Raw genomic sequence first — 23,836 nt, forward strand, 5'->3', positions numbered from 1 at the left:
ACCGTCATGCTCGCCCTTGTGGCGAGCATTTCCGTCTTGAACACCGCATTGCATGAAGGAAGACGTGGATGGTCGGCACAAGGCCAACCATGACGAAGCGGAGGGTTCAACGACGGCGCGATGCCGGCTTTATCCCTTCCGCGCCAACTGTTCAGTCGAGAACCCCGCCTTGCCGGCATATCCCTTGACGATCTGCTCGCGCGACGCGTGGTCGAGCACCTTCTCGACATCGTCGAAGCCCTGCGGCGCCAGCGCCTCGACGGCGTCGATCACGCGCTCCGGCCCACCGACACGGTTCATCGCCACGACCTCCGCCGTCGCCGGCAGGCGCTGTGCCTCGTAGGCAGCCAACGCCTGGCGCGGGTGCTCGGCCTTGGCCAGCCAGTCGGCGAGGCAGCGCGCGTCGAGGACCGCCTGTGAGGCGCCGTTCGATCCGACCGGGTACATCGGATGGGCGGCATCGCCGAGCAGCGTGACGCGGCCATGGGTCCAGCGCGGCAGAGGATCGCGGTCGCACATCGGATATTCCCAGAACGTCCCGGTCGCGCGGATCAGCGCGAGGATATCGACCTCGGGCACGCTGAAGCGCTTCGCGAAGGGCAGCACGTCCTCGAGCCGGCCGGGCTTCGACCAGGCCTCCTTCGGCGGCGGGCGCTCGGGATCGCCGGTGCGGATATTGACGACCCAGTTCAGCAGGCGCGTCTGCGGCGTCGCGCCTTGGCCGATCGGATAGAGCACCAGCTTTCCGGCCATGCCGCCGGCGATGATCATGCTCTCGCCGTCGAGGAAGACCGGCCAGTCGCAGGCGCCGCGCCACATCTGCACGCCCTGCCAGCGCGGCGGCCCCTGGTTCGGGAAATAGAAGGCGCGCACGGCGGAATGAATGCCGTCGGCGCCGATCAGAATGTCGCCGCGCGCGGTCTCACCCCCCTCGCCGAAGCGGGTATCGCTGAAATGCGCGGTGACGCCGCCCTCGTCCTGGATGAAGCCTTGCAGCCGGCGCCCGGTGCGGATCGCGTCCTCGCCCAGCCGCTCGGCGACCGCGTCGCGGATGACCTTCTGCAACCGGCCGCGATGGATCGAGAATTGCGGCACCGGCGCGCCGGCATGCAGGCCGCGCGGCTCGCTCCAGACGGTCTGTCCGAAGCGGTTCATATAGTGCAGTTCGCGCGTTCGGATGCCGACCGCGTCGAGCGCCGGCAGCAGGCCGAGATCGGCGAGCTCGCGGATGGCGTGAGGCAGGGTGTTGATGCCAACGCCGACTTCGCGGATTTCGCTGGCCTGCTCGTAGACCGTCGCGGCTATGCCGCGGGCGTGGAGCATCAGTGCGAGCGTCAATCCACCTATGCCGCCGCCGACGATGATAACCCGCATCTGCCCGTCCCCTCAGGTCTTATATTTTAAGTTTGAAATATCTTTGTCCGGCTTGTCAATTTGCGCGAGGGCAAGGGCGGCATATCTCTGCTTCAGCGTGCGTTGATGACGTCCTGAACCGTCTCGAAGAAGCTGCGCACCAGCGGCAGGCGCTGGCGCTCGGCCCGGCAGACGATGTACTCGCCGACGTCGAAATCGGCGCCGGTGATGACGATGCGCTTCAGGCCGGCCTCCGGCTTGAATTCGGCCGCGAAGACCACGCCGATCCCGAAGCCGAAAGCGACGGCCTCGCGCACGGCTTCGCGCGATTGCACCTCCAGCAGGTTCGCCGGCTTGATCCCGGCGAACGACAGCCGGTTCTCGAAGACCTCCCGCGTGATCGAGCCGCGCTCGCGCAGCACGATATCCTGGCCGGCGAAGGCTTCGATCGGTATCTGGTCGTGCCGGGCCAGTTCATGCTGATCCGAGACGAAGGCGACGAGATCGTCCGAACGCAGCCGGACGCTGTGGATGCGCGGGTCGGAATTGGCGCGGGCGGTGATTGCCACGTCGGCGGCGAAATCCATGATCTGGTCGACGACTTCCGAGGAGTTGCCGATCGTCAGCGAGAAGGTCAGGCCCGGATAGCGCTCGCGCATGCGGGCGAGCGCCGCCATGACATGGGTGGCGCTGTCGGCGGCGATGCGCAGATGGCCGCGCTGGAGCGTGCGGCTGCCGGCGAGAAGCGATTCCGCCTCGTCCTCGGCGGAGAACAGTTTGGTCGTGATGACGAAGAGACTCTGCCCCAGCGGCGTCAGCTTCACCTGCCGGCCGGCGCGGTCGAACAGGCGGACGCCATAGGCGTCCTCCAGCCCGCGCACCTGGGCGGAGAGGGTGGGCTGGCTGACATGGCGCGTCTTGGCGGCGCCGGTGAAGCTCTGCGCCTCGGCGACGGCATGGAAGGCCGCAAGGCCGGAATAGCTGATAGCCATATCTTCTATAGATCCTGTCTATAAGAGATATGGAAACGATGTATTGGACCTATGTCAATCGCGGTCCTAGCGTTCGGTCATCCGCTGCAACACATCGCGAGACCATCATGGCCCAGGCCCGCCGCCCTGCCTCCTCCGAAACCGGTGATCCGCTCCTCCTGACCCCCGGCCCGCTGACGACCAGCAAGGCCATCAAGGAGGCGATGGTGCATGACTGGGGCTCGCGCGACGCGACCTTCGTCGGCATCAACAAGGCCGTTCTGGAAGAGCTGCCGAAGATCATCCATGGCGGCGAGGATTTCGTCACCGTGCCGATGCAGGGCTCCGGCACCTTCGCCGTCGAGGCGATGCTGACCACCTTCGTGCCCCGCGACGGCAAGATCCTGGTGCTGATCAACGGCGCTTATGGCCAGCGCGCCAAGCGCATCCTGGAGATCGCCGGCCGCGCCGTCGCCGTGCACGAGACCGCCGAGGACACCCCGCCCGATCTCGCCGAGGTCGACCGCATGCTGGTGGCCGACACCGCCATCACCCATATCTTCACCGTCCATTGCGAGACGACCAGCGGCATCCGCAACCCGGTCGAGGCGATCGCCGCGCTCGCCAAGCGCCATGGCCGCCGCCTGCTGATCGACTCGATGAGCGCTTTCGGCGCCCTGCCGCTCGACAGCCGCGAGGTTTATTTCGACGCGGTCGCAGCCTCCTCGAACAAGTGCATCCAGGGGGTTCCAGGCCTTGGCTTCGTCATCGCCCGCAAGAGCGCGCTGGCCGAGACCAAGGGCAATGCCACCACGCTGGTGCTCGACCTCCACGACCAGAACGCCGGCTTCGAGCGCACCGGCCAGTACCGCTTCACTCCACCGATCCATGTCATCGTCGCCTTCCACGCGGCCTTGCAGGAATTCTGGGCCGAGGGTGGCGTCGCGGGCCGCGGGGAGCGCTATGCCGAGAACGCCCGCATCCTGATCGAGGGCATGGAAGGGCTCGGCTTCCGCACGCTGCTGCCGGCGGCCAGGCAGGCGCCGATCATCGTCACCTTCCACATGCCGGAGGATAAGAACTTCGTCTTCCAGCGCTTCTACGACGCGCTGAAGGATGCCGGCTACGTCATCTATCCCGGCAAGCTCACGGTCGCCGACAGCTTCCGCATCGGCTGCATCGGCGCGCTTGGAGCACAGGACATGCGCGCCTTCGTCGCCACGGTGTCGGACGTCCTTGATGAAATGGGCGTCGGCCTGAAGTCGGCTGCGTAAGGAACCCTGAGATGACAATGCACACGAAGATCGGCTCTGACGTCGTTGCGAACGGCCGCGCCTATTCCCGCCCGGTTCGCCCGACGGTGGTGATCTGCATGGACGGCTCGGAGCCGGCCTATATCGAGGCGGCGAGCGCCAAGGGCCTGACGCCCAACCTCGACCGGATCATGAAGACCGGCGCCAGCACCCATGCCTATTCGGTGATCCCGAGCTTCACCAACCCGAACAATCTCTCGATCATCACCGGCCGCCCGCCGGCCTGGCACGGCATCGCCGGCAACTTCTTCTACGACCGCGAGGCCAGGGAAGAGGTGATGATGAACGATGCCCGCTTCCTGCGGGCGCCGACCATCCTGGCCGAGTTCCAGAAGGCCGGCTTCAAGGTCGCGATGGTCACCGCCAAGGACAAGCTGCGCACCCTGCTCGGCAAGGGGCTCGACTTCGCCTCCGGCTCGGCAATCGCCTTCTCCTCGGAGAAGGCCGACAAGGCCAATAGGCCTGAGAACGGCATCGAGAACGTGCTCGATTTCGTCGGCATGCCCGTGCCGTCGGTCTATTCGGCCGATCTCTCGGAGTTCGTCTTCGCCGCCGGCGTCAAGCTGCTCGAGACCTTCAAGCCGGACCTGATGTATCTCTCGACCACCGACTATGTGCAGCACAAGGCCGGCCCCGGCTCGGAGATGGCGGACTCGTTCTACGCCATGTTCGACGCTTATGTCGGCAAGCTCGACGCGCTCGGTTGCACGCTGGTCATCACCGCCGATCACGGCATGAACGACAAGCATCTCGCCAATGGCGAGCCGGATGTCGTCTATCTCCAGAGCCTGATGGACGAGTGGTACGGCCGGGGCACGATGCGCGTGATCCTGCCGATCACCGACCCCTATGTCGTGCATCACGGCGCGCTCGGCTCCTTCGCCACGGTCTATCTGCCCGGTGGCGCCAGCCAGGAAGAGGTCGCAGCCCGCATCTCCGGGATCGAAGGCATCGCGCTGGCGGTGACCTCGGCGGAAGCTTGCGAGCGCTTCGAACTGCCGGCCGACCGGATCGGCGATGTCGTGGTCGTCTCGACCCGCCAGAAGGTCATCGGCACCTCGCCGGACAGGCATGATCTCTCGGGCCTGACCGAGCCCTTGCGCTCGCATGGCGGCATCACCGAGCAGCGCGTGCCGATGATCGCCAACCGGCCGATCACGGTGCCGCAGGGCCGCACCTTACGCAATTTCGACGTCTTCGACGTCGCCCTGAACCTGGTGAACTGAGATGAACGCGACGGTGAAGCCGCCGGTGCGGCGCGAGGCGATGCGCATCGCCGGCAAGCTGGTCACGACCGACGACATGGTCGAGGTCAGGAACCCCTATGATGACAGCGTCGTCGGCCTGATCCCGGCGGCCCGGCCCGAGCATGTCCGCGAGGCCTTCGCCCAGGCCAAGGCGTTCAAGCCGAAGCTCTCGCGCTACGAGCGCCAGCAGATCCTGCAGAAGACCGCCGAGCTGCTGCGCGACCGCAAGGAGCTCTTCGCCAAGCTGATCACGGCGGAAGCCGGCCTGTGCTGGAAGGATTCGCTCTACGAAGCGAGCCGCGCCTATGACGTCTGGTCCTTCGCGGCGCAACTCACCATCAAGGACGATGGCGAGATGTTCTCCTGCGACATCTCGCCGAACGGCAAGGCGCGCAAAATTTTCACGACGCGCCAGCCGTTGCTCGGCGTGATCTCGGCGATCACCCCGTTCAACCACCCGCTCAACATGGTCAGCCACAAGCTGGCCCCGGCGATCGCGACCAATAACCGCCTCGTGCTCAAGCCGACCGAGCTGACCCCGCTGACCGCGCTGGCGCTGGCCGACGTGCTCTACGAGGCCGGGCTGCCGCCGGAGATGCTTTCCGTCGTCACCGGCAATCCCTCGACCATGGGCGATGCGATGATCACCGATCCCGATGCGGATCTGGTGACCTTCACCGGCTCGGTCCGAGTCGGCAAGCACATCGCCAATACGGCGGGCTACAAGCGCATCGTGCTCGAACTCGGCGGCAACGATCCGCTGATCGTCATGGAGGATGCCGATCTCGACAAGGCGGCCGAGCTCGCCGTCACCGGCGCGACCAAGAACTCGGGCCAGCGCTGCACGGCGGTGAAGCGCATCCTGGTGGTCGAGAGCGTCGCCGATGCCTTCTCCAGGCTCGTCGTCGAGAAGGCCAAGAAGCTGAAATGCGGCGACCCGATGGATCCCAATACCGATGTCGGCTGCGTCATCAATGCCCGCTCGGCCGCGCTCTTCCAGGCTCGGGTCGACGATGCCGTGAGCAAGGGCGCCGAGGTGCTCTACGGCAAGCGGGCGGAAGGGGCGCTGTTCCACCCGACCGTGGTCGATAAGATCCCCTATACCTGCGAGCTGGTGCACGAGGAGACGTTTGGTCCGGTGATCCCGATCATCCGCGTGCCCGACGACATCGCCGAGGTGATCGCGATCTCGAACTCCACCGCCTATGGTCTCTCTTCCGGCATCTGCACCAACCGCTACGATTACATCCAGCGGCTCATTGCGGAGCTGGAGGTCGGCACGGTCAACCTCTGGGAGGTCCCGGGCTACCGGATCGAGATGTCCCCCTTCGGTGGCATCAAGGATTCCGGCCTCGGCTACAAGGAGGGCGTCGTCGAGGCCATGAAATCCTTCTCAAACGTCAAAACGTGGTCAATGCCCTGGACCGCGTGAACAAGAAACGGCCAGCGCAGGCGGAGCGATCCGCCTGCGTTTTTGTCTGTCAGGGGAAGAAAACGTCCAAAGAGCGTTCAAACTGATCATAACGAGGGGATGAGATCATGAAGAACTGGCTTGCTTCCTGCGTCATCGGCGCCTTTGCGCTCGCGCTTCCGGGCATCGCTCATGCGCAGAAGACGAAGGTGACGATCTACACCGCGCTGGAGAACGACCAGCTCGCACCGTTCAAATCCTCGATCGAGAAAGCCGTGCCCGAAGCGGAGGTCGTCTGGGTGCGTGACTCCACCGGCGTCATCACCGCCCGCTTCCTCGCCGAGAAGGACAATCCCCGCGCCGACATGGTGATGGGCCTGGCGGCGTCGAGCCTCTTGATGTTCGAGAAGGCGGGCCTGCTCGAAACCTACAAGCCCGCCGGCGCCGATGCGCTGAAGCCGGTCTTCCGCGATCCCAACAGCCCTTATACCTGGACCGGCATGGACGCCTATCTCGGTGTCGTCTGCTATAATACGGCCGAGGCCAAGGGCGTGCCCGTTCCGACCTCCTGGAAGGACCTGCTCAACCCGGCCTTCAAGGGCAAGATCGTGATGCCGCATCCGGCTTCCTCCGGCACCGGCTACCTGATGGTCGCCGGCTGGCTGCAGAGCATGGGCGAGGCCGAGGGCTGGAAGTTCATGGACGGGCTGCACGAGAATATCGGCGCCTACCTGCATTCGGGCTCGGCGCCCTGCGTCCAGGCGGCGCGCGGCGAGCGCACGATCGGTCTGGCGCTCGACATGCGCGGCGCCTCCGAGAAGAGCAAGGGCGCACCGATCGAGGTCGTGATCCCGAAGGAGGGCGTGGGCTGGGAGATGGAAGCCAGCGCCATCGTCAAGGGTTCCAAGAACCTCGCGCTCGCCAAGAAGATCGCCGACTGGTCGACCACGAAGGACGCCAACGAGCTCTATTCGAAGACCTACGCGATCGTCGCGGCACCCGGCGTCGGCACCAAGCCGGCGAACTACCCCGCCAATGCCGAGGCTGGGATGATCAAGAACGATCTCGGCTGGATGGCCGATAACCGCGACCGCGTGCTCGCCGAATGGTCGAAGCGCTACGAGTCCAAGGCGGCGCCGAAGAACTGAGCCTCTGCCGTGCCGCCGCTCGTGTGAACGGCCGGCGGCACGGTCCGTGCAAGACGTAACGAGAAGTCCCGCCGCTGCCGCGGGACAGGTCTCTGCCCGTTCAGATGAAGGCCGGCCGATGTCACAGCCCACGATGTCAAAGACTCCATTCCTCTCGATCCGCCAGGTCGCCAAGAATTTCGGCGCGTTCCGGGCGCTGCGCGACATCGACCTCGACATCCATCGCGGCGAATTCGTCTGCTTCCTCGGCCCCTCCGGCTGCGGCAAGACCACATTGCTGCGGGCGGTTGCCGGGCTCGATCTGCAGGACAGCGGCACCATTCATATGGGCGGGCGCGACGTCTCGCATGCCAGCCCCTCCGAGCGCGATTTCGGTATCGTCTTCCAGTCCTATGCGCTCTTTCCCAATCTCACCGTCGCCGACAATGTCGGCTACGGATTGGTCAATCGCCGGCGCTCCCGCGACGAGATCACCAAGCGCGTCAACGAGCTCCTCGCCCTCGTCGGCCTGCCGGACCAGGGCAAGAAATATCCGGTCCAGCTCTCGGGCGGGCAGCAGCAGCGCGTGGCACTGGCCCGCGCGCTCGCCACCTCGCCGGAGCTGCTGCTGCTCGACGAGCCGCTTTCGGCACTCGATGCCAAGGTCCGCATCCGCCTGCGCGACGAGATGCGCTCGCTGCAACAGCGGCTGGGCGTGACCACGATCATGGTGACGCATGATCAGGAGGAGGCACTCGCCATGGCCGACCGCATTGTGGTCATGCGCGACGGCGCGGTCGAGCAGGTCGGTTCGCCCGAGGAGATCTATCGCCGCCCGGCTACGCCCTTCGTCGCCGATTTCGTCGGGCATATGACCTTCATGGACGCGATCGTCACCGGTCCCGGCAAGGTCCGCGTCGACGAACTCGACCTCGTCGTCGCCAATGCCGCGCCTTTCGCGGTCGGCACGCCGGTGAGGCTGGCGATGCGGCCCGAGGAGGTCCGCACCCGCGGTATCGGCGCGAACACGCCGAACCGCTTCGAGGCGACGATCGGGGACCTTGCCTTCCTCGGCTCCTTCTGTCGGGCGCATCTGGAGCCGACCGGCTCGCGAGCGACCCGGATCGCCGCCGATTTCTCGACCAATGCGATGCGCGACCTCGGCATCGTGCCGGGGCAGGTGCGTGCCGTCGCCTTTCCGCCGGAGGCCCTGCACGTCTTTGCCGGGGAGGGACGATGAGCGATCTGGCGCGACCCCTGACGATGACCGATGCGCCCGTGAAAGTCTCGGCGCCGCGGATCAGCGAGCGCCATGTCGCCGGCGCGCTGATCCTGGCGCTCTGCGCGGTACTGGTCCTGATCATCGCCCTGCCACTCTGGGCACTGCTCTCCAAGAGCCTGGAAAACACGGACGGGAAATTCGTCGGGCTCGCCAATTTCGTCAGCTATGCGACGACGCCCTCGCTGTTCTACTCGCTGCTCAACAGCCTGCTCGTCGCTGGCGTCACGACGGTGATCGTCGTGCCGCTGGCCTTTCTCTACGCCTATGCGCTGCGCCGCAGCTGCATCCCGGCCAAGGGCGCCTTCTATGCGGCGGCGATGATCCCCGTCTTCGCGCCCTCGCTGCTGTCTGGCCTCGCGCTGATCTATCTCTTCGGCAACCAGGGCATCCTGAAATCCTGGATGATGGGCGCCTCGCTCTATGGCCCCATCGGCATCATCGCCGCCGAGGTGCTCTACTGCTTCCCCCATGCGATGCTGATCCTCGTCACGGCGCTAGCCCTCTCGGACGGGCGCCTGCGTGAGGCGGCGGATGCGATGGGCACCTCGCGCTGGCGCATCTTCCACACGATCACCCTGCCGGGCGCGCGCTATGGCGTGATCAGCGCGACCTTCGTCGTCTTCACGCTGGTCATCACCGATTTCGGTATTCCCAAGGTGATCGGCGGGCAGTTCAGCGTGCTGGCGACCGATGCCTACCGGCAGGTTGTCGGCCAGCAGAATTTCCCGATGGGCGCCGTCGTTGGCATCATCCTGCTGGTGCCGGCCGTGCTCGCCTTCTTCGTCGACCGCGTCGTGCAGCGGCGCCAGAGCGCGATGCTCTCCGCCCGCGCCGTGCCTTACGTCCCGCGCGCCGACAAGCGCCGCGACCTCGCGCTACTCGGCTTCGTCAGCCTGATCGCGCTCGCCATCGTCGGTCCTTACGCGATCGCCTTCTGGGGCTCCTTCGTCAAATACTGGCCCTACAACCTGTCGCTGACACTGAGCAATTACGACTTCGCGCAGGTCGAGCCCGACGGCTGGGGCACTTACGCCAACTCGCTGATGCTGGCCTCGCTGACGGCGGTGATCGGCACGGCGTTGATCTTCACCGGCGCCTATCTGATCGAGAAGGTGAAGCTCTTCCCGCGCCTGCGTGCCTTCGCCCAGTTTCTCGCGATGCTGCCGATGGCGGTGCCCGGCCTTGTGCTCGGCCTCGGCTATGTCTTCTTCTACAATGCCGGCTGGAACCCGCTCGGCTTCCTCTATGGGACGTTGACGATCCTCGTGATCAATACGATCGCGCATTTCTACACGGTCGGGCATATCACGGCCCTGACCAGCCTGAAGCAGCTCGACGGCGAGTTCGAGTCGGTTTCTGCCTCGCTCAAGGTGCCGTTCTGGTCGACCTTCCGTCGGGTGACCGCACCGATCTGCCTGCCGGCGATCCTCGACATCGCCGTCTATGTCTTCGTCAACGCGCTGACCACGGTCTCGGCGGTGATCTTCCTCTACGGGGCTGACACCAAGCTCGCCTCGATCGCCATCGTCCATATGGACGAGGCCGGCGCCATGGCCTCCGCCGCGGGCATGGCCAGCATCATCATGGCGACCGCCATCGCCGTGAAGCTGCTCCATGTCGGCCTCGACCAACTGGTCTTCGGGCGCCTGCAGCAATGGCGCCAGCGCTAGGATGTCGAGTGTGCGTCTGGGCGTGATCGCCGACATCCACGGCAACCTGCCCGCGCTCGAAGCGGTGCTGGCGCGGCTCGACGCCCTCGCGCCGGATCACATCGTCAATCTCGGCGACTGCGCTTCCGGCCCGCTCTGGCCGGTCGAGACGACAGCACTGCTGAGATCGCGCACGATGAGCCATATCCGGGGCAATCACGACCGGGCGATGGGCGCGGCCTCGCCGGAAGGGCTCGGCGCTTCCGACAGCTACGCCTGGCAGGCTCTCGCGCCGGAAGCTCGCGCCTGGCTCGCGGGCCTGCCGGCTGGGATCACGGTCGAAGGCGCGCTCTGCTTCCACGCCTGTCCCGGCAACGACTCCGCTTATCTGATGGAAGAGGTTCAGAACGGCCATCTTGCGCCGTCACCGATCGCCACGATCGAGCAGCGTCTCGCCGGGCGGACGGCGCCATTGATGCTCTGTGGGCACAGCCATCTGCCGCGTGCCGCGCGGTTGAGTTCCGGCGTGATCGTGCTCAATCCCGGTAGTGTCGGCAATCCGGCTTATCGCGACACGAACCCGGCCCATGTCTCCGAAAGCGGCATGCCCCACGCCCGCTTCGCCGTGGTGACGCTCGGGGCTGAGATCGCGGTCGAGCATCACCTCGTCGCCTATGATTGGGAACGCGCGGCGCGGCGTGCCGAGGATAACGGGCGGGCTGACTGGGCCTATGCCTTGCGGACGGGAAGGGCGCTGCCCTAGCGCCGTCAGCCGCGCAGGGACTGCGCCAGCGCGAAGAAGGCCTGGATCGCCTTGCTGTTGCGGCGCTCATGCAGGCAGATCAGCTTCTCGTGCATCGGGAGCGTCGGCCCCTCAAGTGGGATGCGGACGAGCCTTGGATCATCCTCGCCGAACTCGGCTGCCGAGACGAAGCCGACCCCGCCGCCCGCCGCCACGATGGCCCGCACCGCCTCGCGCCCCTCGGCCTCGATCGCGTAGCTCAGCGCGATGCCCCGTTCCGACGCGCGCTGTTCGAGCAATTGCCGCGTGCGCGACCCGCGCTCGCGCATGACCAGTGGCCAACTCGCCAGCTCTTGCAGCGAAAGCGCTGAGCGCGCCGCGGCCGGATGACCTTTGGCGGCAAAGGCGATGATCGGGGAGACGTTGAGCGGCAGAACTTCGAAGGGCCGCTCGTCGGCGAGTTCGCCGAGGACGCCGATCTCGGCATCGTAGCCGATCAGCGTCTCGACAATGCTGCCGGTATTGCCCTGCGCGATCGAGATCTGGATGCCGGGATGGCGCGCGCGGAAGGCGGTGAGCACATCGAGCACGTGATGCACGGAATCGGCGACGATCCTGAGTGCGCCTGTCCGCAGCGAGCGCTCCTCTTGCAAAAGCTCCAGCGCCTCGCCTTCGGCCCCGAACAGGCGATGCGTGACGGAGAGCAGCCTCTGCCCCGCCGGGGTCAGGACGACCTGGCGATGGCGGCGGCTGAACAGCGCGACATCGTATTCCTCCTCCAGCTTCCGGACTTGGTCCGAGATCGCCGGCTGGGTGAGGTTGAGCGCGAGCGCCGCCTTCGAGAAACCACCGGACAGCGCGACCTGATGGAAGGCACGAAGCTGGACATGGCGCATGGTGGGCGAAGCCTCGTAGAGACGATGCAGAACGATATCGCTGAAATTTATACTTGGATATGAAATAGCGATTTTTCAGATCAATGCGGCGCAGGCATTGTGACCTTCGACAGCGCCCGACAGGCGCGAACCGAGGCTCTTCCATGCGCGCCGAAACCGCCGCCATCGTCCATACCGAAGGCGAATCCAACACATCCGCTGCCCGCAGCGACTGGTCGGCCGGGATCGGCGATGCCGGAACCCGCGAATTGCTCGCGCGCGACTCCGCAGTCTTCCTGCACCAGAGCCTGTCGAGCCCCTGTCTCACCGCCATAGCCAAGGCGGAGGGCATCTGGATCGAGGATACGATGGGGCGCCGCTACATGGATTTCCATGGCAACAGCGTCCACCATATCGGCTATGGCCACCCGCGCCTGAAGGAGGCGATCAAGGCGCAGCTGGACGATCTCTGTTTCGCGCCACGCCGCTTCACCTGCGAGCCGGCCGTCGAACTCGCCGAGACGCTCGGGCGGCTGGCGCCGGGCGATCTCGGCAAGGTGCTTTTCACCACCGGCGGTTCGGACGCGATCGAGGTGGCGCTCAGGCTCGCCCGCGCCGCGACCGGCCGCTTCAAGACGCTCTCATTCTGGGATGCCTTCCATGGCGCGGGCTTCGGCGCCTCCAGCGTCGGCGGTGAGGCGACTTTCCGCTCCGGCATCGCCGGGCCGCTCCTGCCGGGTGCCGAGCATGTTGCGCCCTGGGGCACCCGCAACTGCGCCTATGGCCATGATAATCTGGAGGATTCGGCGCGTGCCTGCGCCCGCATGATCTCCTATGTGCTGGCGCGGGAGGGTGATGTCGCGGCTGTTGTCGCCGAGCCGATGCGGGCGACGCCTTATCCGCCGGCGCCCGGCTTCTGGAAGAGCGTGCGCGAGGCCTGCGACCGGCATGGCACGTTGCTGATCTTCGACGAGATACCGACCGGGCTCGGCAAGACCGGACGCTTCTTCGCCCATGAGCATGACGAGGTGCAGCCCGACATGGTCGTGCTCGGCAAGGCGCTGGGCGGCGGCATCCTGCCGATCGCCGCGGTTATCGCGCGGCGCGATCTCGATGTCGCCGGCGGCTACGCGATCGGCCACTACACCCATGAGAAGAACCCGGTCACGACCCGCGCGGCGCTGACCACGATCAACATCATCCGCGAGGAGGGGCTGACCGAGCGCGCAGCCGAACTCGGCGCCTATGCGATGGAGCGCCTGCGGAATTTCGGCGCGAGCTGCCCGGCCGTCGGCGACGTGCGCGGACGTGGCCTGCTCTTCGGTGTTGAACTGGTCTCGGATCGCGATGCCTGGGCTCCGGACAACGCCTTGGCCGAGCGGGTCTATTACCGCTGCCTGGAAGCCGGGCTCAGCTTCAAGATCAGCCAGGGCAATGTGCTGACCCTGTCGCCGCCGATGATGATCGCGCGGGCCGATCTCGAACGCGCGCTCGGCATCGTCGAGCAGGCGATCCTGGCCGGCTGAGGGGAGGGGTGATGAAGGCTGTCCGCACCGACCGGGAACTGGAGTGCCCGGAGATCGATGACGGCTTGCGTGCGCGGGGCGTCGAACTCGTCACGCTGCCCGACGGGATTTCCGAGGAGGCGCTGACGCGGGAGGTCGCCGACGCCGACCTCCTGCTGATGTGCTACACCCCGGTCACCGCGCGCGTGATAGCCGCCGCGCCCAAGCTCAAGGGCATCGTCAAATACGGCGTCGGCATCGACGCGATCGATATCCCCGCTGCGATCGCGCGCGGCATCCCCGTGGTCAACGTGCCCGAATATGCCGAGGAGACGGTCGCCGAAGGCGCTTTCGCCCTGATGATCGCGCTGGCGAAGCGCCTGCCGGAGATCGGCGACGCCATGCAGAGCGAGGGCTGGATTTGGCCGGCTGCACGCTGGCTAGGCCGTGACATTTCTGGCGCGACGTTAGGGCTGGTCGGCACCGGTAAGATCGGGCGCAGCATGGCGCGGATGGCGGGGCAGGGGTTCCGGGCGCGCGTCCTCGGCTACGATCCGCATGTCGATGCCGCGACGATGGCGGCAGCCGGGATCGAGAAGGTCGACGACCTCCACGCGATGCTCAGGCAATGCGATCTGGTCTCGCTGCACAGCGTGCTGAACAACGCGACCCGTCATATCATCGGCCGGGCCGAGTTGGCCTGCCTCAGGCCGGATACGATCCTCGTCAACGTCTCGCGCGGCGCGCTGATCGACGAGGCGGCGCTGGTCGAGGCGGTGCTGGCGGGCAAGCTCGGCGGCGTCGGGCTCGATGTCTATAGCCAGGAGCCGCTCGCCCGACAGGGCCATCCGCTCAGCCCGCTCTTCGGCCGCGACGACGTCATCCTGTTCCCGCACCTGACCTTCTTCACGGTCGAGGCGATGCGGCGGCTTTCGGACGACACGCTGGCGCGCTGCTTCGAAATCCTCGACGGCAAGCCGGTCCAGATCCGCTCCCACGACCCGCGCCTGCGGGCGCAGGCGCGGAACGTGATCTTCGCCTGAACCTATCGGAAGATCACCGTTCGGCGCCCGGCCAGCATCACCCGGCGCTCGATGTGGAGCCTCAGCGCCCGCGCCAGCACCACCGCCTCGATATCGCGCCCGGCGTCGACCAGATCGTCCGGCGCCAGCGAGTGATCGGCGCGGCCGACGTCCTGGTCGATGATCGGGCCTTCGTCGAGATCGGGCGTGACGTAATGGGCGGTCGCGCCGATCAGCTTCACGCCGCGATCGTAGGCCTGGTGATAGGGCTTGGCACCCTTGAAGCTCGGCAGGAACGAGTGGTGGATATTGATCGCCCGCCCGTCCAGCGCCCGGCAGAGATCGTTCGACAGCACCTGCATGTAGCGTGCGAGCACGACCAGCGATGAATTCGTCTCCGCGACGATCTCGAGCAGGCGCGCTTCCTGTTCCGCCTTGGTCGCTGGCGTAACCGGCAAGTAGTGGAAGGGGATGCCGTAGCTCTTGGCCAGCGCCTCGAAATCACGGTGATTGGAGACGATCGCCGGGATTTCGATGTTGAGATTGCCGGTCGCCTGCCGGAACAGCAGGTCGTTCAGGCAATGGCCGAAGCGCGAAACCATCAGGAGCACGCGCGCCGGGGCGGCAGCGTCGATCGCGTCCCAATCCATGCGGAAGGTGCCGGCGATGCCATCGAATTCGCGCTCGAACGCGGCCTCGTCGAAGCGCTCGCCGGTCGCGAAGGCGACGCGCATGAAGAAGCGGCCGTCGCGCGGATCGCTGAACTGTGCACTCTCCAGGATGTTGCAGCCATGGCGGTAGAGCACGCCGCTGACGGCATGGACGATACCCGGCCGGTCCTCGCAGGATAGCGTCAGGATGCGGTCGGGCTTCTGCACCTTGAAGTCCCGCCCCGGAGCCGGGGCGTGCGCGGGATGGGCCTCTGTCATGGTCTCGCTTCCCCGCTACGCCTTGCGGTCGAGCGGCGCAGCGAGGCTGGCGCTGACCGGAATGGCGGTGCCGGCGAGGTCGATCGTCCAGCTCCGTGCATCGAGCCAGGCCTGGTCGATCGGCTGGTCGCTCGAGGCCCAGCCCAGCGCGACGATGCCGTCGAGGGTCGCACCGAAAGCCGCGGAGGTGATCTCGCCGACCGGCTTGCCATCCGCCAGGATCGCCTCGCCACCCCAGGCCATTTGCCCGTTCGGGCGCGGCCCGACAAGAGCGATCAGCCGTTTCGTCCGCGGCGCGGCCTTTGCGGCGACCAGCGCCTCGCGGCCGAGGAAATCGCCCTTGCCGAGCTTCACTGCGAACCCGAGCCCGGCCTCGTAAGGATTCACGTCCGGCGTCAATTCGCGGCCCCAGGCGCGAAAACCCTTCTCGATGCGAAGCGAGTCGACGGCGTAGTAGCCGGCATCGACCAGCCCGAGATCGGCCCCGGCCTCATGCAGCGCATCGTAGATCGCGGCGGTGAATTCGACAGGGGCATAGAGCTCGAACCCGTCGCCGAGATAGGAGCGGCGGCAGGCCCAGGTCGTGGCATAGCCGATCGTGATCTTGCGGATCGCGTTGGCCGGGAAATCGGCGAGGTCGAAGGAGGTCGGCGAGAGGCGGGCCAGAATCTCGGGGACCTTTGGCCCGGCGAGCGAGAGCACGGCATAGGACGAGGTCACGTCCGTCAGCGTCACGCCTTCCGGAAGCTGGCGCCTGATCCAGTGCGCATCGCGCGTCGCCTGTGCCGTGCCAGTGAGCAGGAGATAGGTATCGGGTGCGATGCGGGCGGCGGTGAGGTCACTCTCGAACGTACCTCGGCCATTGAGCAGCGCCGTGTAGACGGAGGTGCCGACCGGCACGGCGACGTCGTTGGCGGCGAGGCGTTGCAAGGCGGCCTCGGCCTGCGGCCCCTGCAGCAGGAACTTGGCGAAGCTCGACATGTCGACGAGCCCGGCCGCCTCGCGGCAGGCGCGATGCTCGGCAGCGACGGTCTCGAACCAGTTCTGCGGACCGAAGGAATAGCCGATCGTGCGCTCGTCCTCGGCCCGGGCGAAGTAGTTCGCTCGCTCCCAGCCCATCTTCGAGCCGAAGACAGCGCCCTTGGCCGCGAGCCGGTCGTAGAGCGGCGAGCGCCGAAAGGGGCGGGCGGTATCGAGCTCGCGGTTCGGCCAGGGCATGGCGTAATGCAGGCCGAGCGTTTCCTTGATGCGGTCCTTCAGCCAGGCCGGGTTGTTGTTGAAATCGGCGAAGCGGCGGATATCGACCGGCCAGAGATCGCTCGTCGCCTCGCCCTCGACGATCCATTCCGCCAGCGCCCGGCCGGCGCCGCCGGCGGAGGCGATGCCCATGGAGTTGAAGCCGGCGCCGACATAGACGCCGGCCACCTCCGGCGCCTCGCCAAGCAGGAAGTTGTTGTCCGGCGTGAAGCTCTCGGGGCCGTTGAGGAAGGTCTTGATCTCGGCGGTCTCCAGCGCCGGCACGCGCTGCAGCGCGTTCTCCATCAGGATGCCGAACTGGTCCCAGTCATCGGGCAAGAGCTGGAATTCGAACGGATGGGGGATGCCGTCCATGCCCCAGGGCTTCGCATCCGGCTCGAAGCCGCCCATGACGAGGCCGCCGACCTCCTCCTTGAAATAGATATAGCCGTCGGGATCGCGCATCACCGGCAGGTCCGGCGACACACCCGCGATCTTGCCGGTGACGATGTACATATGCTCGGCCGAATGCAGCGGCACCGAGACGCCGCACATCTGGCCGATCGTGCGCGACCACTGCCCGGCGCAGATGACCAGCACCTCGCATTCGACCCGACCCTGGTCGGTCTGGACCGCCTTGATCCGGCCCTTCTCCGTCTCGATGCCGGTGACGCGGATGCCCTCGCGCACGGTTGCGCCGCCGCTGCGGGCGCCGCGCGCCAAAGCCTGCGTGATGTCGGAGGGATTGGCCTTGCCGTCGCCGGGCAACCAGACGCCGCCGCCGAGATCGTCCGTGCGCATCACCGGCCATTTCTCGCCGGCCTCCTGCGGGCTCAACTCCTCGATCTCGACGCCCTGCGCGCGCGCCGCGGAGATCGTCCGGCGCAACTGCGTCATCCGCTCCTCAGAGCGGGCGACCGAGACCGAACCGCAGCGCTTCCAGCCGGTGGCAAGCCCGGTCTCGCTCTCCAGCGAGGCGTAAAGCTCGGTCGAATAGCGGATCAGCCGGGTCATGCTCGACTGGCTGCGGAGCTGCCCGACGAGGCCGGCCGCATGCCAGGTCGTGCCCGAGGAGAGGCGCCCCTGTTCGAGCAGCAGCACGTCGCGCCAGCCGAGCTTGGTCAGGTGATAGGCGACCGAGCAGCCGATGATGCCACCGCCGATGATGACGACACGGGATTGGGTAGGAATGGACATGAGCGCCTCCGCGATGGAGGGCAGCTTAACGAGTCGAATTCATAAAACAACAAAAAACCACAAAAACGGGCAATTCATCCAACGTGGATTCGGGCCCCTTGCTCCGACAGTTTCGCAGCGAGCGGGGCAGGTGGAGCCTGGTCGACCAGCAGGCCGGCGCAAGGCTTGTCGCCCCCGATGCGGCTGGGCAGGACGAGCCCGAACTTGCTGTGATCAGCCATCAGGTAGCCCTGCTCGGCGGCGTTCAGCAGGGCGGTTCGGGTCGCGGCGCCGGCGCGGGTATAGTCGGTGAGGTGCCCGTCCGGGCCGACGCCGCCGACGCTGACGAAGGCAAAATCGGCGGAGAGCCGCGCGATCGCCCTGAGCGTCTCCGACCCGGTGGTCGCATCCTCGTTGCGGTCGAACTCGCCGCCGATCAGAAAGACGCGCGTGCCCGTAAGGCGGCTGACGAGCCGGGCATTCTCCAGCGAGGTCGTGTGCACGATCAGGCGCTTGCGGTCGGAGCGTGCGAGCGCCCGTGCCAAGGCCTCGGTCGTCGTGCCGGAATCAAGCAGGATGGTCATGCCATCGCCGATCAGCGAGACCGCGAGATCGGCGATCGCCTCCTTGCCGGCGCGGTTCACGGTGCGGCGGCTGGCGAAGGAGGCCTCCGAACGCTCATTGCGGATCGCGCCGCCATGGACGATGGCCAGCGACCCGCCCGCCGACAAAGCCTTGAGATCGCGCCTGACCGTCTCGCGCGAGACGTCGAGCGCCTGCGCCAGCTCCTCGACGGTGACGGAGCCGGTCTCGTCGAGCTTCGCCAGGATGGCGTGGTGCCGTCGCGCTGCGATGTCGCGTGTCATGGCACCGGCATATGAATTTGCTCGGGCCTTGGCAATCGCAACGCAAAAGGGCGCGGCTCCTCGAAGCCGCGCCCTTCCCGAAAGCGTCCGAGGCCGGATGTCGCTGCGTTTAGCTGCCCGAACGGCCGGCGAGCTGCGGCACGAACATGTCGCTCCACTTTGTGGGCTTCACCTTGATCGAACCGGCCTTGTGCATGAACTCGGCGAACTTCATCACGCCCTCGGGCGTTGCCGTGAAGCGGGCGTCCTTGTCCTCGATCATCTCCTGAACCTCGGCGGCGTCGATCTTCACCTTCGAGGCCTTGGCGAAGATCTCGGCGGCGAGCTTCTTGTCCTTCTCGATCAGCGCGTTGGCGTCGTCCATCGCGTCGATGAAGGCCTGGGTCATCTTCGGATTGGCGTCGACGAACTTCTTCGGCGCGAAGGTGACGTCGAGCGTCAGGTTGCCGAGATAGTCGACCGAGTTGAGCACGCGGTGGATGCCGGGGCTCTTGGCCTCGATGTACTGGAAGGGCGGCGAGGTGAAATGCGCCTTGATCTCGGTCTTGCCGCCGACGAGCGCGGCCAGCGCCTCCGGATGCGGCAGGCTGACGGTCATCGGGTCCATCTTGGCGTAACCGGCATCGCCGAACTCCTTGGCGGCGATCATCTGCAGCACGACGGCGGCGAGCGAGGTCTTGATGCCCGGCAGCGCGATCTTGTCGGTCGCCGTGAAGTCCTTCAGCGACTTGAGCTCCGGCTTGTTCGACATCAGCCAGAGCGAGGTCGAGCTCATGCCGGAGACGCCGACGACCTCGACGCCCGGAATGCCCTTGGCCTTGGCCCAGAGCGTGACGAAGCCCGGCGCGCCGGTGCCGGCGAAATCGAGCGTGCCGGCCATCATCGCGTCGTTGATGACGTTGCCGCCGTCGAGCATCAGCCAGGTCACCTTGATGTCGCCGAGACCGGCGGCCTTGGCGCGCTTCTCGAGGAACTGCTGGTCCTGCATCACGAAGAGCGGCAGGTAGAGGATGCCGAAGCCCTTGGAAATGCGGACTTCCGAGACCTCGGCGCGGGCCGGGGCGGTGGCGAGCGCCGCGCCGAGCGCAGCGACCGTGAAGGCGGTACGCAGGAATGTCTTGAATGCCATGGGTATTCTCCTCCGATTGGTGGCCGTTCGGCCTTCTAAGTTCCCGTTTTAGTGCTGCATGCCCCAGCGGCGGATCGTCTTGCGCTCGATCGCGGCGAAGATGACGTTCTCGACGAAGAGGCCGATCAGGATCACGGTGAACAGGCCGGCGAAGACATTCGCCGTTTCGAGCTGGTTGCGGTTCTCGAAGATGAACCAGCCGAGGCCACCCGAGCCCGAGGAGACGCCGAAGACGAGCTCGGCCGCGATCAGGGTCCGCCAGGCGAAGGCCCAGCCGACCTTGAGGCCGGTCAGGATCGCCGGGAAGGCGGCCGGGATCAGGATGAGCCGCACCAGCTTCAGGCCGCGAAGGCCATAGTTCTGGCCGACCATGCGCAGTGTGTTCGAGACCGAACGGAAACCGGCATGGGTGTTGAGCGCGATCGCCCAGAGCACGGAATGGACGAGCACGAAGATCACACTGCCGGTGCCGAGCCCGAACCAGATCAGCGCCAGCGGCAGGAGCGCGATCGCCGGCAGCGGGTTGAACATGGAGGTCAGGGTTTCCAGGAGGTCGGCGCCGATGCGCGAGCCGATGGCGAGCGTCGTCAGCAGGGCGGCGAGCACGATGCCGATGCCGTAGCCGATGACGAGGGTCTGCAGCGAAACCAGCATGCGCTGCGGGATGACGCCGTTGGCGATGTTCTCGACGAAGGCCTGCACCGTCTGGCCGAAGGTCGGGAAGAGCAGCGGATTGCCGAGCCAGCGGCCATAGGCCTCCCAAGCGAGGGCGAGCACGGCGAGAATCAGGCCCTTGCGGACGAAGCCGATGCGATAGACCCGCTCGGCCCAGCCGATGGTCTTGGCGACGACGGGAGCATCGCTGGAATTGACGTCGCGGATGATTTCCGGACGGAAGCTGACGAGGTCGGTCATGTCGGTCTCCTCCGGTTCAATGATGCGCGAACAGCATGTCGTTGATACGCGTTTCGAGCGCGGCCTGCTTGCCGGTGCCCATCTCCTCGGGCGGCACGCTGTTGAGCTCGGCCTTGACCTCGCCGGGATGCGGCGAGAGCAGCAGGATGCGGGTACCGATCTTGATCGCCTCCTCGATCGAATGGGTGACGAAGAGCACGGTGAACTTGGTGTCGTCCCAGAGCCGCAGCAATTCGTCCTGCATCTTGCGGCGGGTGAGGGCGTCGAGCGCTGCAAAGGGCTCGTCCATGAGCAGGACGTCCGGCTCCATTGCCATGCCGCGCGCGATCGCGACGCGCTGCTTCATGCCGCCGGACAGCATATGCGGATAGCTGTCGATGAACTTGGAGAGGCCGACCTTGTCGATATAGGAGCGGGCGCGCTCCTCGGCCTCGGCCTGCGTGGCGCGGCCCGAGGCCGTCAGCGCGAAGACGACGTTCTCGCGCACCGTTTTCCAGGGCAGGAGCTGGTCGAATTCCTGGAACACCATCATCCGGTCCGGTCCGGGGCCGGAGACCTTGCGGCTCTTCAGGCTGATCTCGCCTTCGACCGGCGTGAGATAGCCGCCGATCGCCTTGAGCAGGGTCGACTTGCCGCAGCCGGACGGGCCGAGGAGGACGAAGCGGTCGGACGGATAGACATCGAAGGAGACGCGCCGCGTCGCGGTCACCACCACGTCGGGCGTCTTGTATTGCAGCGTCACGCCCTTCACCGAGAGGAGCGGAGTCGCAGTTGCAGCGTCGAATGGGGCCAGCATGTACCCTCCCTTGTTTCGTTTCCTTGCGCACTTATGGGCGCTTGCCGAGGGTGATAATCTGCGAGACTGACTCCAGCCTGACTCGGAGCCGGAAGGGAGATCTGCTTGCGCGTACTGGTCGTCGAGGACACCGCCGATATCGCGGAGGCCGTGGTGATGCGGCTGGAGAAGATCGGTCACGCCGTCGACTGGGAGCAGGACGGCATCACGGCGGCCGAGCTCCTGCATGTGCAGGCCTATGACCTCGTCGTGCTCGATCTCAGCTTGCCCGGCCAGGACGGCCTGGCGGTGCTCCGGCAGATGCGGGCGCGGCGCCTGAAGACGCCGGTGCTGGTGCTGACGGCTCGCTCGGCCGTGGACGAGCGGATTGGCGCGCTCGATCTCGGCGCCGACGATTACCTGGTCAAACCCTTCGACTATGGCGAGCTCGAGGCCCGCGCGCGGGCGCTGTTGCGACGCAGCGTTGGCCAATCCGACAACCTGTTGCGCGTCGGGCCTCTGGTCATCGATCGGGCGGGGCGCGTCGCCAGCGTCAATGACCGGCCGCTCAACCTGACGCGACGCGAATTGACGGTTCTCGAAATCCTCGCCGCGCGTCCGGACCGTATCGTGCCGAAGGAGGAACTGGTCGAGCAGCTCTTCAATTTCGATCAGGAAGCGAGCCCCAACGCGGTCGAGCAGTTCGTCGCACGCTTGCGTCGCAAGCTCGCCGATGCCTCGGTCGAGATCAGGACCCTGCGCGGATTGGGGTATCAGCTTGCGGTTGTCTGAGCTGCGCCTGTCGCTGCGTTTCCGCATCATCGCGGTGCTCGCGGCGGTGCTGGCGGCCGGCGCCGTCGTGCTCGGTGCTGCCGCCTGGCATTCCTCCTCGCTCGCGGCCCAGCAGGCCTATGACCGCTTGCTGCGCGGCGGTGCGGTGCAGATCGCCGAGAATGTCTATGTCCAGGGCGGCGTCGTCACTGTCGAACCGCCGGTCTCCACGATCGCGACCCTCGCCGATTACGACCTCGTCTTCTACAAGGTGGTCGATCCGCGCGGCATCGTCGTCGCCGGCTATGAGGACCTCGTATCGGACGCCGATCCGGTGGAGACCCGTGCCGGCGTCGTTCTCGAAGACGGTACCTATCAGGGCCAGCCGGTGCGCATCGCGACGCTCGCCCGGCAGATCGACATGCCCGGAACCAACAACTGGTCGACGATCGTCGTGGCCCAGACGACCGATGCCCGGCGCGCGCTGGCGCGCGACCTGACGCTCAAGGCACTCGGCGTCATCGCCGTGATGAGCGTGCTGGCGTTGCTCGCAGCCGCCTATGCGGTGACGCTGGCGCTGAAGCCATTGACCCGCATCGAGCGCGAGATCGCCAGCCGGCGGCCCGACGACCTGCGCCCGATCGAGGCCGAGCCGCCCAAGGAAATCCGCAATCTCGTCGAGGCGATCGACGACTTCATGCGCCGTCTTTCCGAACGGATGGCGATCATGCAGCGCTTCATCGCCGATGCCGCGCATCAGATTCGCACGCCGCTCGCCGCCCTCGACGCCCAGGTCGAGATTCTGGTCGGCACGCCCGCTTCCCGGCGCAAGGCCGATACCGTCAAGCGCATCCATGAGCGCACGGCTGAGCTCGGCCGCCTGACCGGGCAGTTGCTCGACCATGCGATGGTGATCCACCGGAAGGATGCGGCCACGGCGGCGCCGGTCGACCTGAACGAGCTGGCCAAGGCCGTGCTGGCCAAGGCCGTGCCGCTCTCGCTCTCGCGTGAGGTCGATATTGCTTTCGAGCCGGCAGAAGGCTCGCCGGTGGTAAACGGCGATGCGGTCAGCTTGCGCGAGGCCCTGGGGAACCTCATCGACAACGCGCTGAAGCACGGCGCCCGCAGCCGGCTCGTCGTAGCGGTGGGCGAGGGGGCAGGGAGCGCCTGGATCGAGGTCGCCGATGACGGAGAAGGGTTCGCCGCTCCGATCGCGGAGCTGGCGCGCCCCTTCGCCAAGGGGACGGACTCTTCCGGCTCCGGGCTCGGTCTCTCGATCGCGACGGAGGTCGCTGAAGCCCATGGCGGAAAGCTGACGGTGTCCCGGGAGGAAGGCATGACGCGCGTGCGGCTGGAACTCGGCCGCTCGTAGAAGGCTGCCCTTGCACCCGGTCAGCGATGCTCGCCTCCGGGTTGATGCTACAAAATTTGGAGCCGCCCTCAAATTCGGGTGATGCGGGTTTTAACTCCGGCAAAATAATATTATATAAATCAACGCCTTGGATCTTGGCACGGGCTTTGCCGAGGGGCTCGTGAAAAAAG

20 protein-coding genes are annotated in these 23,836 nt (G+C 66.3%); 11 read left to right on the forward strand and 9 right to left on the reverse strand.

Annotation, left to right across the window (positions count from 1 at the left end; translation table 11 throughout):
- Nucleotides 1-129 precede the first annotated feature (129 nt).
- On the reverse strand, nt 130-1,374 hold the full coding sequence (locus Q0Q36_RS09320) for a flavin-dependent oxidoreductase (protein WP_293797600.1): 1,245 nt from the start codon (nt 1,372-1,374) through the stop codon (nt 130-132).
- Between the two features lie 92 nt (nt 1,375-1,466).
- Nucleotides 1,467-2,345, reverse strand: a complete 879-nt coding sequence (locus Q0Q36_RS09325; RefSeq protein ID WP_293797602.1) for a LysR substrate-binding domain-containing protein — start codon at nt 2,343-2,345, stop codon at nt 1,467-1,469.
- A gap of 107 nt (nt 2,346-2,452) precedes the next feature.
- On the opposite strand from Q0Q36_RS09325, the gene Q0Q36_RS09330 reads away from it, so the two are divergent.
- The 7 genes from Q0Q36_RS09330 (at nt 2,453) to Q0Q36_RS09360 (ending at nt 11,116) form a co-directional block, all read left to right on the forward strand.
- Nucleotides 2,453-3,598, forward strand: a complete 1,146-nt coding sequence (locus Q0Q36_RS09330) for a 2-aminoethylphosphonate--pyruvate transaminase (RefSeq protein ID WP_293797604.1) — start codon at nt 2,453-2,455, stop codon at nt 3,596-3,598.
- Between the two features lie 17 nt (nt 3,599-3,615).
- Nucleotides 3,616-4,863, forward strand: coding sequence for a phosphonoacetate hydrolase (phnA, locus tag Q0Q36_RS09335; protein WP_293797685.1), 1,248 nt, complete (start codon nt 3,616-3,618; stop codon nt 4,861-4,863).
- A gap of 1 nt (nt 4,864) precedes the next feature.
- Nucleotides 4,865-6,316 carry a phosphonoacetaldehyde dehydrogenase gene (gene phnY, locus Q0Q36_RS09340; RefSeq protein WP_293797605.1) on the forward strand — a complete coding sequence of 484 codons (1,452 nt, stop codon included), beginning with the start codon at nt 4,865-4,867 and terminating at the stop codon, nt 6,314-6,316.
- Between the two features lie 107 nt (nt 6,317-6,423).
- Nucleotides 6,424-7,443, forward strand: coding sequence for a putative 2-aminoethylphosphonate ABC transporter substrate-binding protein (locus Q0Q36_RS09345; protein ID WP_293797606.1), 1,020 nt, complete (start codon nt 6,424-6,426; stop codon nt 7,441-7,443).
- A 133-nt stretch (nt 7,444-7,576) separates the two neighbouring features.
- Entirely contained in the window at nt 7,577-8,662 is a 1,086-nt protein-coding gene (locus Q0Q36_RS09350) for a putative 2-aminoethylphosphonate ABC transporter ATP-binding protein (RefSeq protein WP_293797608.1), read from the forward strand.
- On the forward strand, nt 8,659-10,374 hold the full coding sequence (locus tag Q0Q36_RS09355; RefSeq protein ID WP_293797611.1) for a putative 2-aminoethylphosphonate ABC transporter permease subunit: 1,716 nt from the start codon (nt 8,659-8,661) through the stop codon (nt 10,372-10,374). The genes Q0Q36_RS09350 and Q0Q36_RS09355 overlap by 4 nt, the downstream gene beginning before the upstream one ends.
- A gap of 1 nt (nt 10,375) precedes the next feature.
- Nucleotides 10,376-11,116, forward strand: coding sequence for a metallophosphoesterase family protein (locus Q0Q36_RS09360; protein ID WP_293797613.1), 741 nt, complete (start codon nt 10,376-10,378; stop codon nt 11,114-11,116).
- A gap of 5 nt (nt 11,117-11,121) precedes the next feature.
- Here the strand turns inward: Q0Q36_RS09360 and Q0Q36_RS09365 are convergent, their stop codons facing one another.
- On the reverse strand, nt 11,122-11,991 hold the full coding sequence (locus Q0Q36_RS09365) for a LysR substrate-binding domain-containing protein (protein WP_293797614.1): 870 nt from the start codon (nt 11,989-11,991) through the stop codon (nt 11,122-11,124).
- Nucleotides 11,992-12,134: 143 nt separating this feature from the next.
- On the opposite strand from Q0Q36_RS09365, the gene Q0Q36_RS09370 reads away from it, so the two are divergent.
- Together Q0Q36_RS09370 and Q0Q36_RS09375 are read left to right on the forward strand one after the other, a co-directional pair.
- A complete protein-coding gene (locus Q0Q36_RS09370) occupies nt 12,135-13,496 on the forward strand; it encodes an aspartate aminotransferase family protein (RefSeq protein ID WP_293797616.1) in 1,362 nt (453 codons plus the stop codon).
- A gap of 11 nt (nt 13,497-13,507) precedes the next feature.
- On the forward strand, nt 13,508-14,518 hold the full coding sequence (locus tag Q0Q36_RS09375) for an NAD(P)-dependent oxidoreductase (protein ID WP_293797618.1): 1,011 nt from the start codon (nt 13,508-13,510) through the stop codon (nt 14,516-14,518).
- Nucleotides 14,519-14,520: 2 nt separating this feature from the next.
- Here Q0Q36_RS09375 and purU read toward each other — a convergent pair whose 3' ends face one another.
- From purU to Q0Q36_RS09405, 6 genes are all read right to left on the reverse strand, one after another.
- Nucleotides 14,521-15,426 (reverse strand): formyltetrahydrofolate deformylase, encoded by a 906-nt coding sequence (purU, locus tag Q0Q36_RS09380; protein WP_293797620.1) that lies wholly within the window; start codon nt 15,424-15,426, stop codon nt 14,521-14,523.
- Between the two features lie 15 nt (nt 15,427-15,441).
- Entirely contained in the window at nt 15,442-17,859 is a 2,418-nt protein-coding gene (locus Q0Q36_RS09385) for an FAD-dependent oxidoreductase (protein WP_293797621.1), read from the reverse strand.
- Nucleotides 17,860-17,933: 74 nt separating this feature from the next.
- A complete protein-coding gene (locus tag Q0Q36_RS09390; RefSeq protein ID WP_293797622.1) occupies nt 17,934-18,704 on the reverse strand; it encodes a DeoR/GlpR family DNA-binding transcription regulator in 771 nt (256 codons plus the stop codon).
- A 109-nt stretch (nt 18,705-18,813) separates the two neighbouring features.
- On the reverse strand, nt 18,814-19,833 hold the full coding sequence (locus Q0Q36_RS09395) for an ABC transporter substrate-binding protein (protein WP_293797623.1): 1,020 nt from the start codon (nt 19,831-19,833) through the stop codon (nt 18,814-18,816).
- Between the two features lie 48 nt (nt 19,834-19,881).
- A complete protein-coding gene (locus tag Q0Q36_RS09400) occupies nt 19,882-20,748 on the reverse strand; it encodes an ABC transporter permease (RefSeq protein ID WP_293797625.1) in 867 nt (288 codons plus the stop codon).
- Between the two features lie 16 nt (nt 20,749-20,764).
- Complete coding sequence (locus Q0Q36_RS09405) at nt 20,765-21,544, reverse strand: ABC transporter ATP-binding protein (protein WP_293797627.1); 780 nt, start codon at nt 21,542-21,544, stop codon at nt 20,765-20,767.
- A 105-nt stretch (nt 21,545-21,649) separates the two neighbouring features.
- Between Q0Q36_RS09405 and Q0Q36_RS09410 the strand changes: the two genes are divergently transcribed.
- Complete coding sequence (locus Q0Q36_RS09410; protein WP_293797629.1) at nt 21,650-22,315, forward strand: response regulator transcription factor; 666 nt, start codon at nt 21,650-21,652, stop codon at nt 22,313-22,315.
- On the forward strand, nt 22,302-23,666 hold the full coding sequence (locus Q0Q36_RS09415) for a sensor histidine kinase (RefSeq protein WP_293797631.1): 1,365 nt from the start codon (nt 22,302-22,304) through the stop codon (nt 23,664-23,666). Before Q0Q36_RS09410 ends, Q0Q36_RS09415 begins: the two co-directional genes overlap by 14 nt.
- The last annotated feature ends 170 nt before the right edge of the window (nt 23,667-23,836 follow it).

It is taken from the genome of uncultured Allobosea sp., from assembly GCF_945957345.1.
Taxonomy (GTDB): domain Bacteria; phylum Pseudomonadota; class Alphaproteobacteria; order Rhizobiales; family Beijerinckiaceae; genus Allobosea.

Coding starts and splice junctions, on each gene's coding strand:
- Q0Q36_RS09320 (WP_293797600.1), bottom strand. CDS start 1,374: ATGCGGGTTATCATCGTCGGCGGCGGCATAGGTGGATTGACGCTCGCA.
- Q0Q36_RS09325 (WP_293797602.1), bottom strand. CDS start 2,345: ATGGCTATCAGCTATTCCGGCCTTGCGGCCTTCCATGCCGTCGCCGAG.
- Q0Q36_RS09330 (WP_293797604.1), top strand. CDS start 2,453: ATGGCCCAGGCCCGCCGCCCTGCCTCCTCCGAAACCGGTGATCCGCTC.
- phnA (WP_293797685.1), top strand. CDS start 3,616: ATGCACACGAAGATCGGCTCTGACGTCGTTGCGAACGGCCGCGCCTAT.
- phnY (WP_293797605.1), top strand. CDS start 4,865: ATGAACGCGACGGTGAAGCCGCCGGTGCGGCGCGAGGCGATGCGCATC.
- Q0Q36_RS09345 (WP_293797606.1), top strand. CDS start 6,424: ATGAAGAACTGGCTTGCTTCCTGCGTCATCGGCGCCTTTGCGCTCGCG.
- Q0Q36_RS09350 (WP_293797608.1), top strand. CDS start 7,577: ATGTCAAAGACTCCATTCCTCTCGATCCGCCAGGTCGCCAAGAATTTC.
- Q0Q36_RS09355 (WP_293797611.1), top strand. CDS start 8,659: ATGAGCGATCTGGCGCGACCCCTGACGATGACCGATGCGCCCGTGAAA.
- Q0Q36_RS09360 (WP_293797613.1), top strand. CDS start 10,376: ATGTCGAGTGTGCGTCTGGGCGTGATCGCCGACATCCACGGCAACCTG.
- Q0Q36_RS09365 (WP_293797614.1), bottom strand. CDS start 11,991: ATGCGCCATGTCCAGCTTCGTGCCTTCCATCAGGTCGCGCTGTCCGGT.
- Q0Q36_RS09370 (WP_293797616.1), top strand. CDS start 12,135: ATGCGCGCCGAAACCGCCGCCATCGTCCATACCGAAGGCGAATCCAAC.
- Q0Q36_RS09375 (WP_293797618.1), top strand. CDS start 13,508: ATGAAGGCTGTCCGCACCGACCGGGAACTGGAGTGCCCGGAGATCGAT.
- purU (WP_293797620.1), bottom strand. CDS start 15,426: ATGACAGAGGCCCATCCCGCGCACGCCCCGGCTCCGGGGCGGGACTTC.
- Q0Q36_RS09385 (WP_293797621.1), bottom strand. CDS start 17,859: ATGTCCATTCCTACCCAATCCCGTGTCGTCATCATCGGCGGTGGCATC.
- Q0Q36_RS09390 (WP_293797622.1), bottom strand. CDS start 18,704: ATGACACGCGACATCGCAGCGCGACGGCACCACGCCATCCTGGCGAAG.
- Q0Q36_RS09395 (WP_293797623.1), bottom strand. CDS start 19,833: ATGGCATTCAAGACATTCCTGCGTACCGCCTTCACGGTCGCTGCGCTC.
- Q0Q36_RS09400 (WP_293797625.1), bottom strand. CDS start 20,748: ATGACCGACCTCGTCAGCTTCCGTCCGGAAATCATCCGCGACGTCAAT.
- Q0Q36_RS09405 (WP_293797627.1), bottom strand. CDS start 21,544: ATGCTGGCCCCATTCGACGCTGCAACTGCGACTCCGCTCCTCTCGGTG.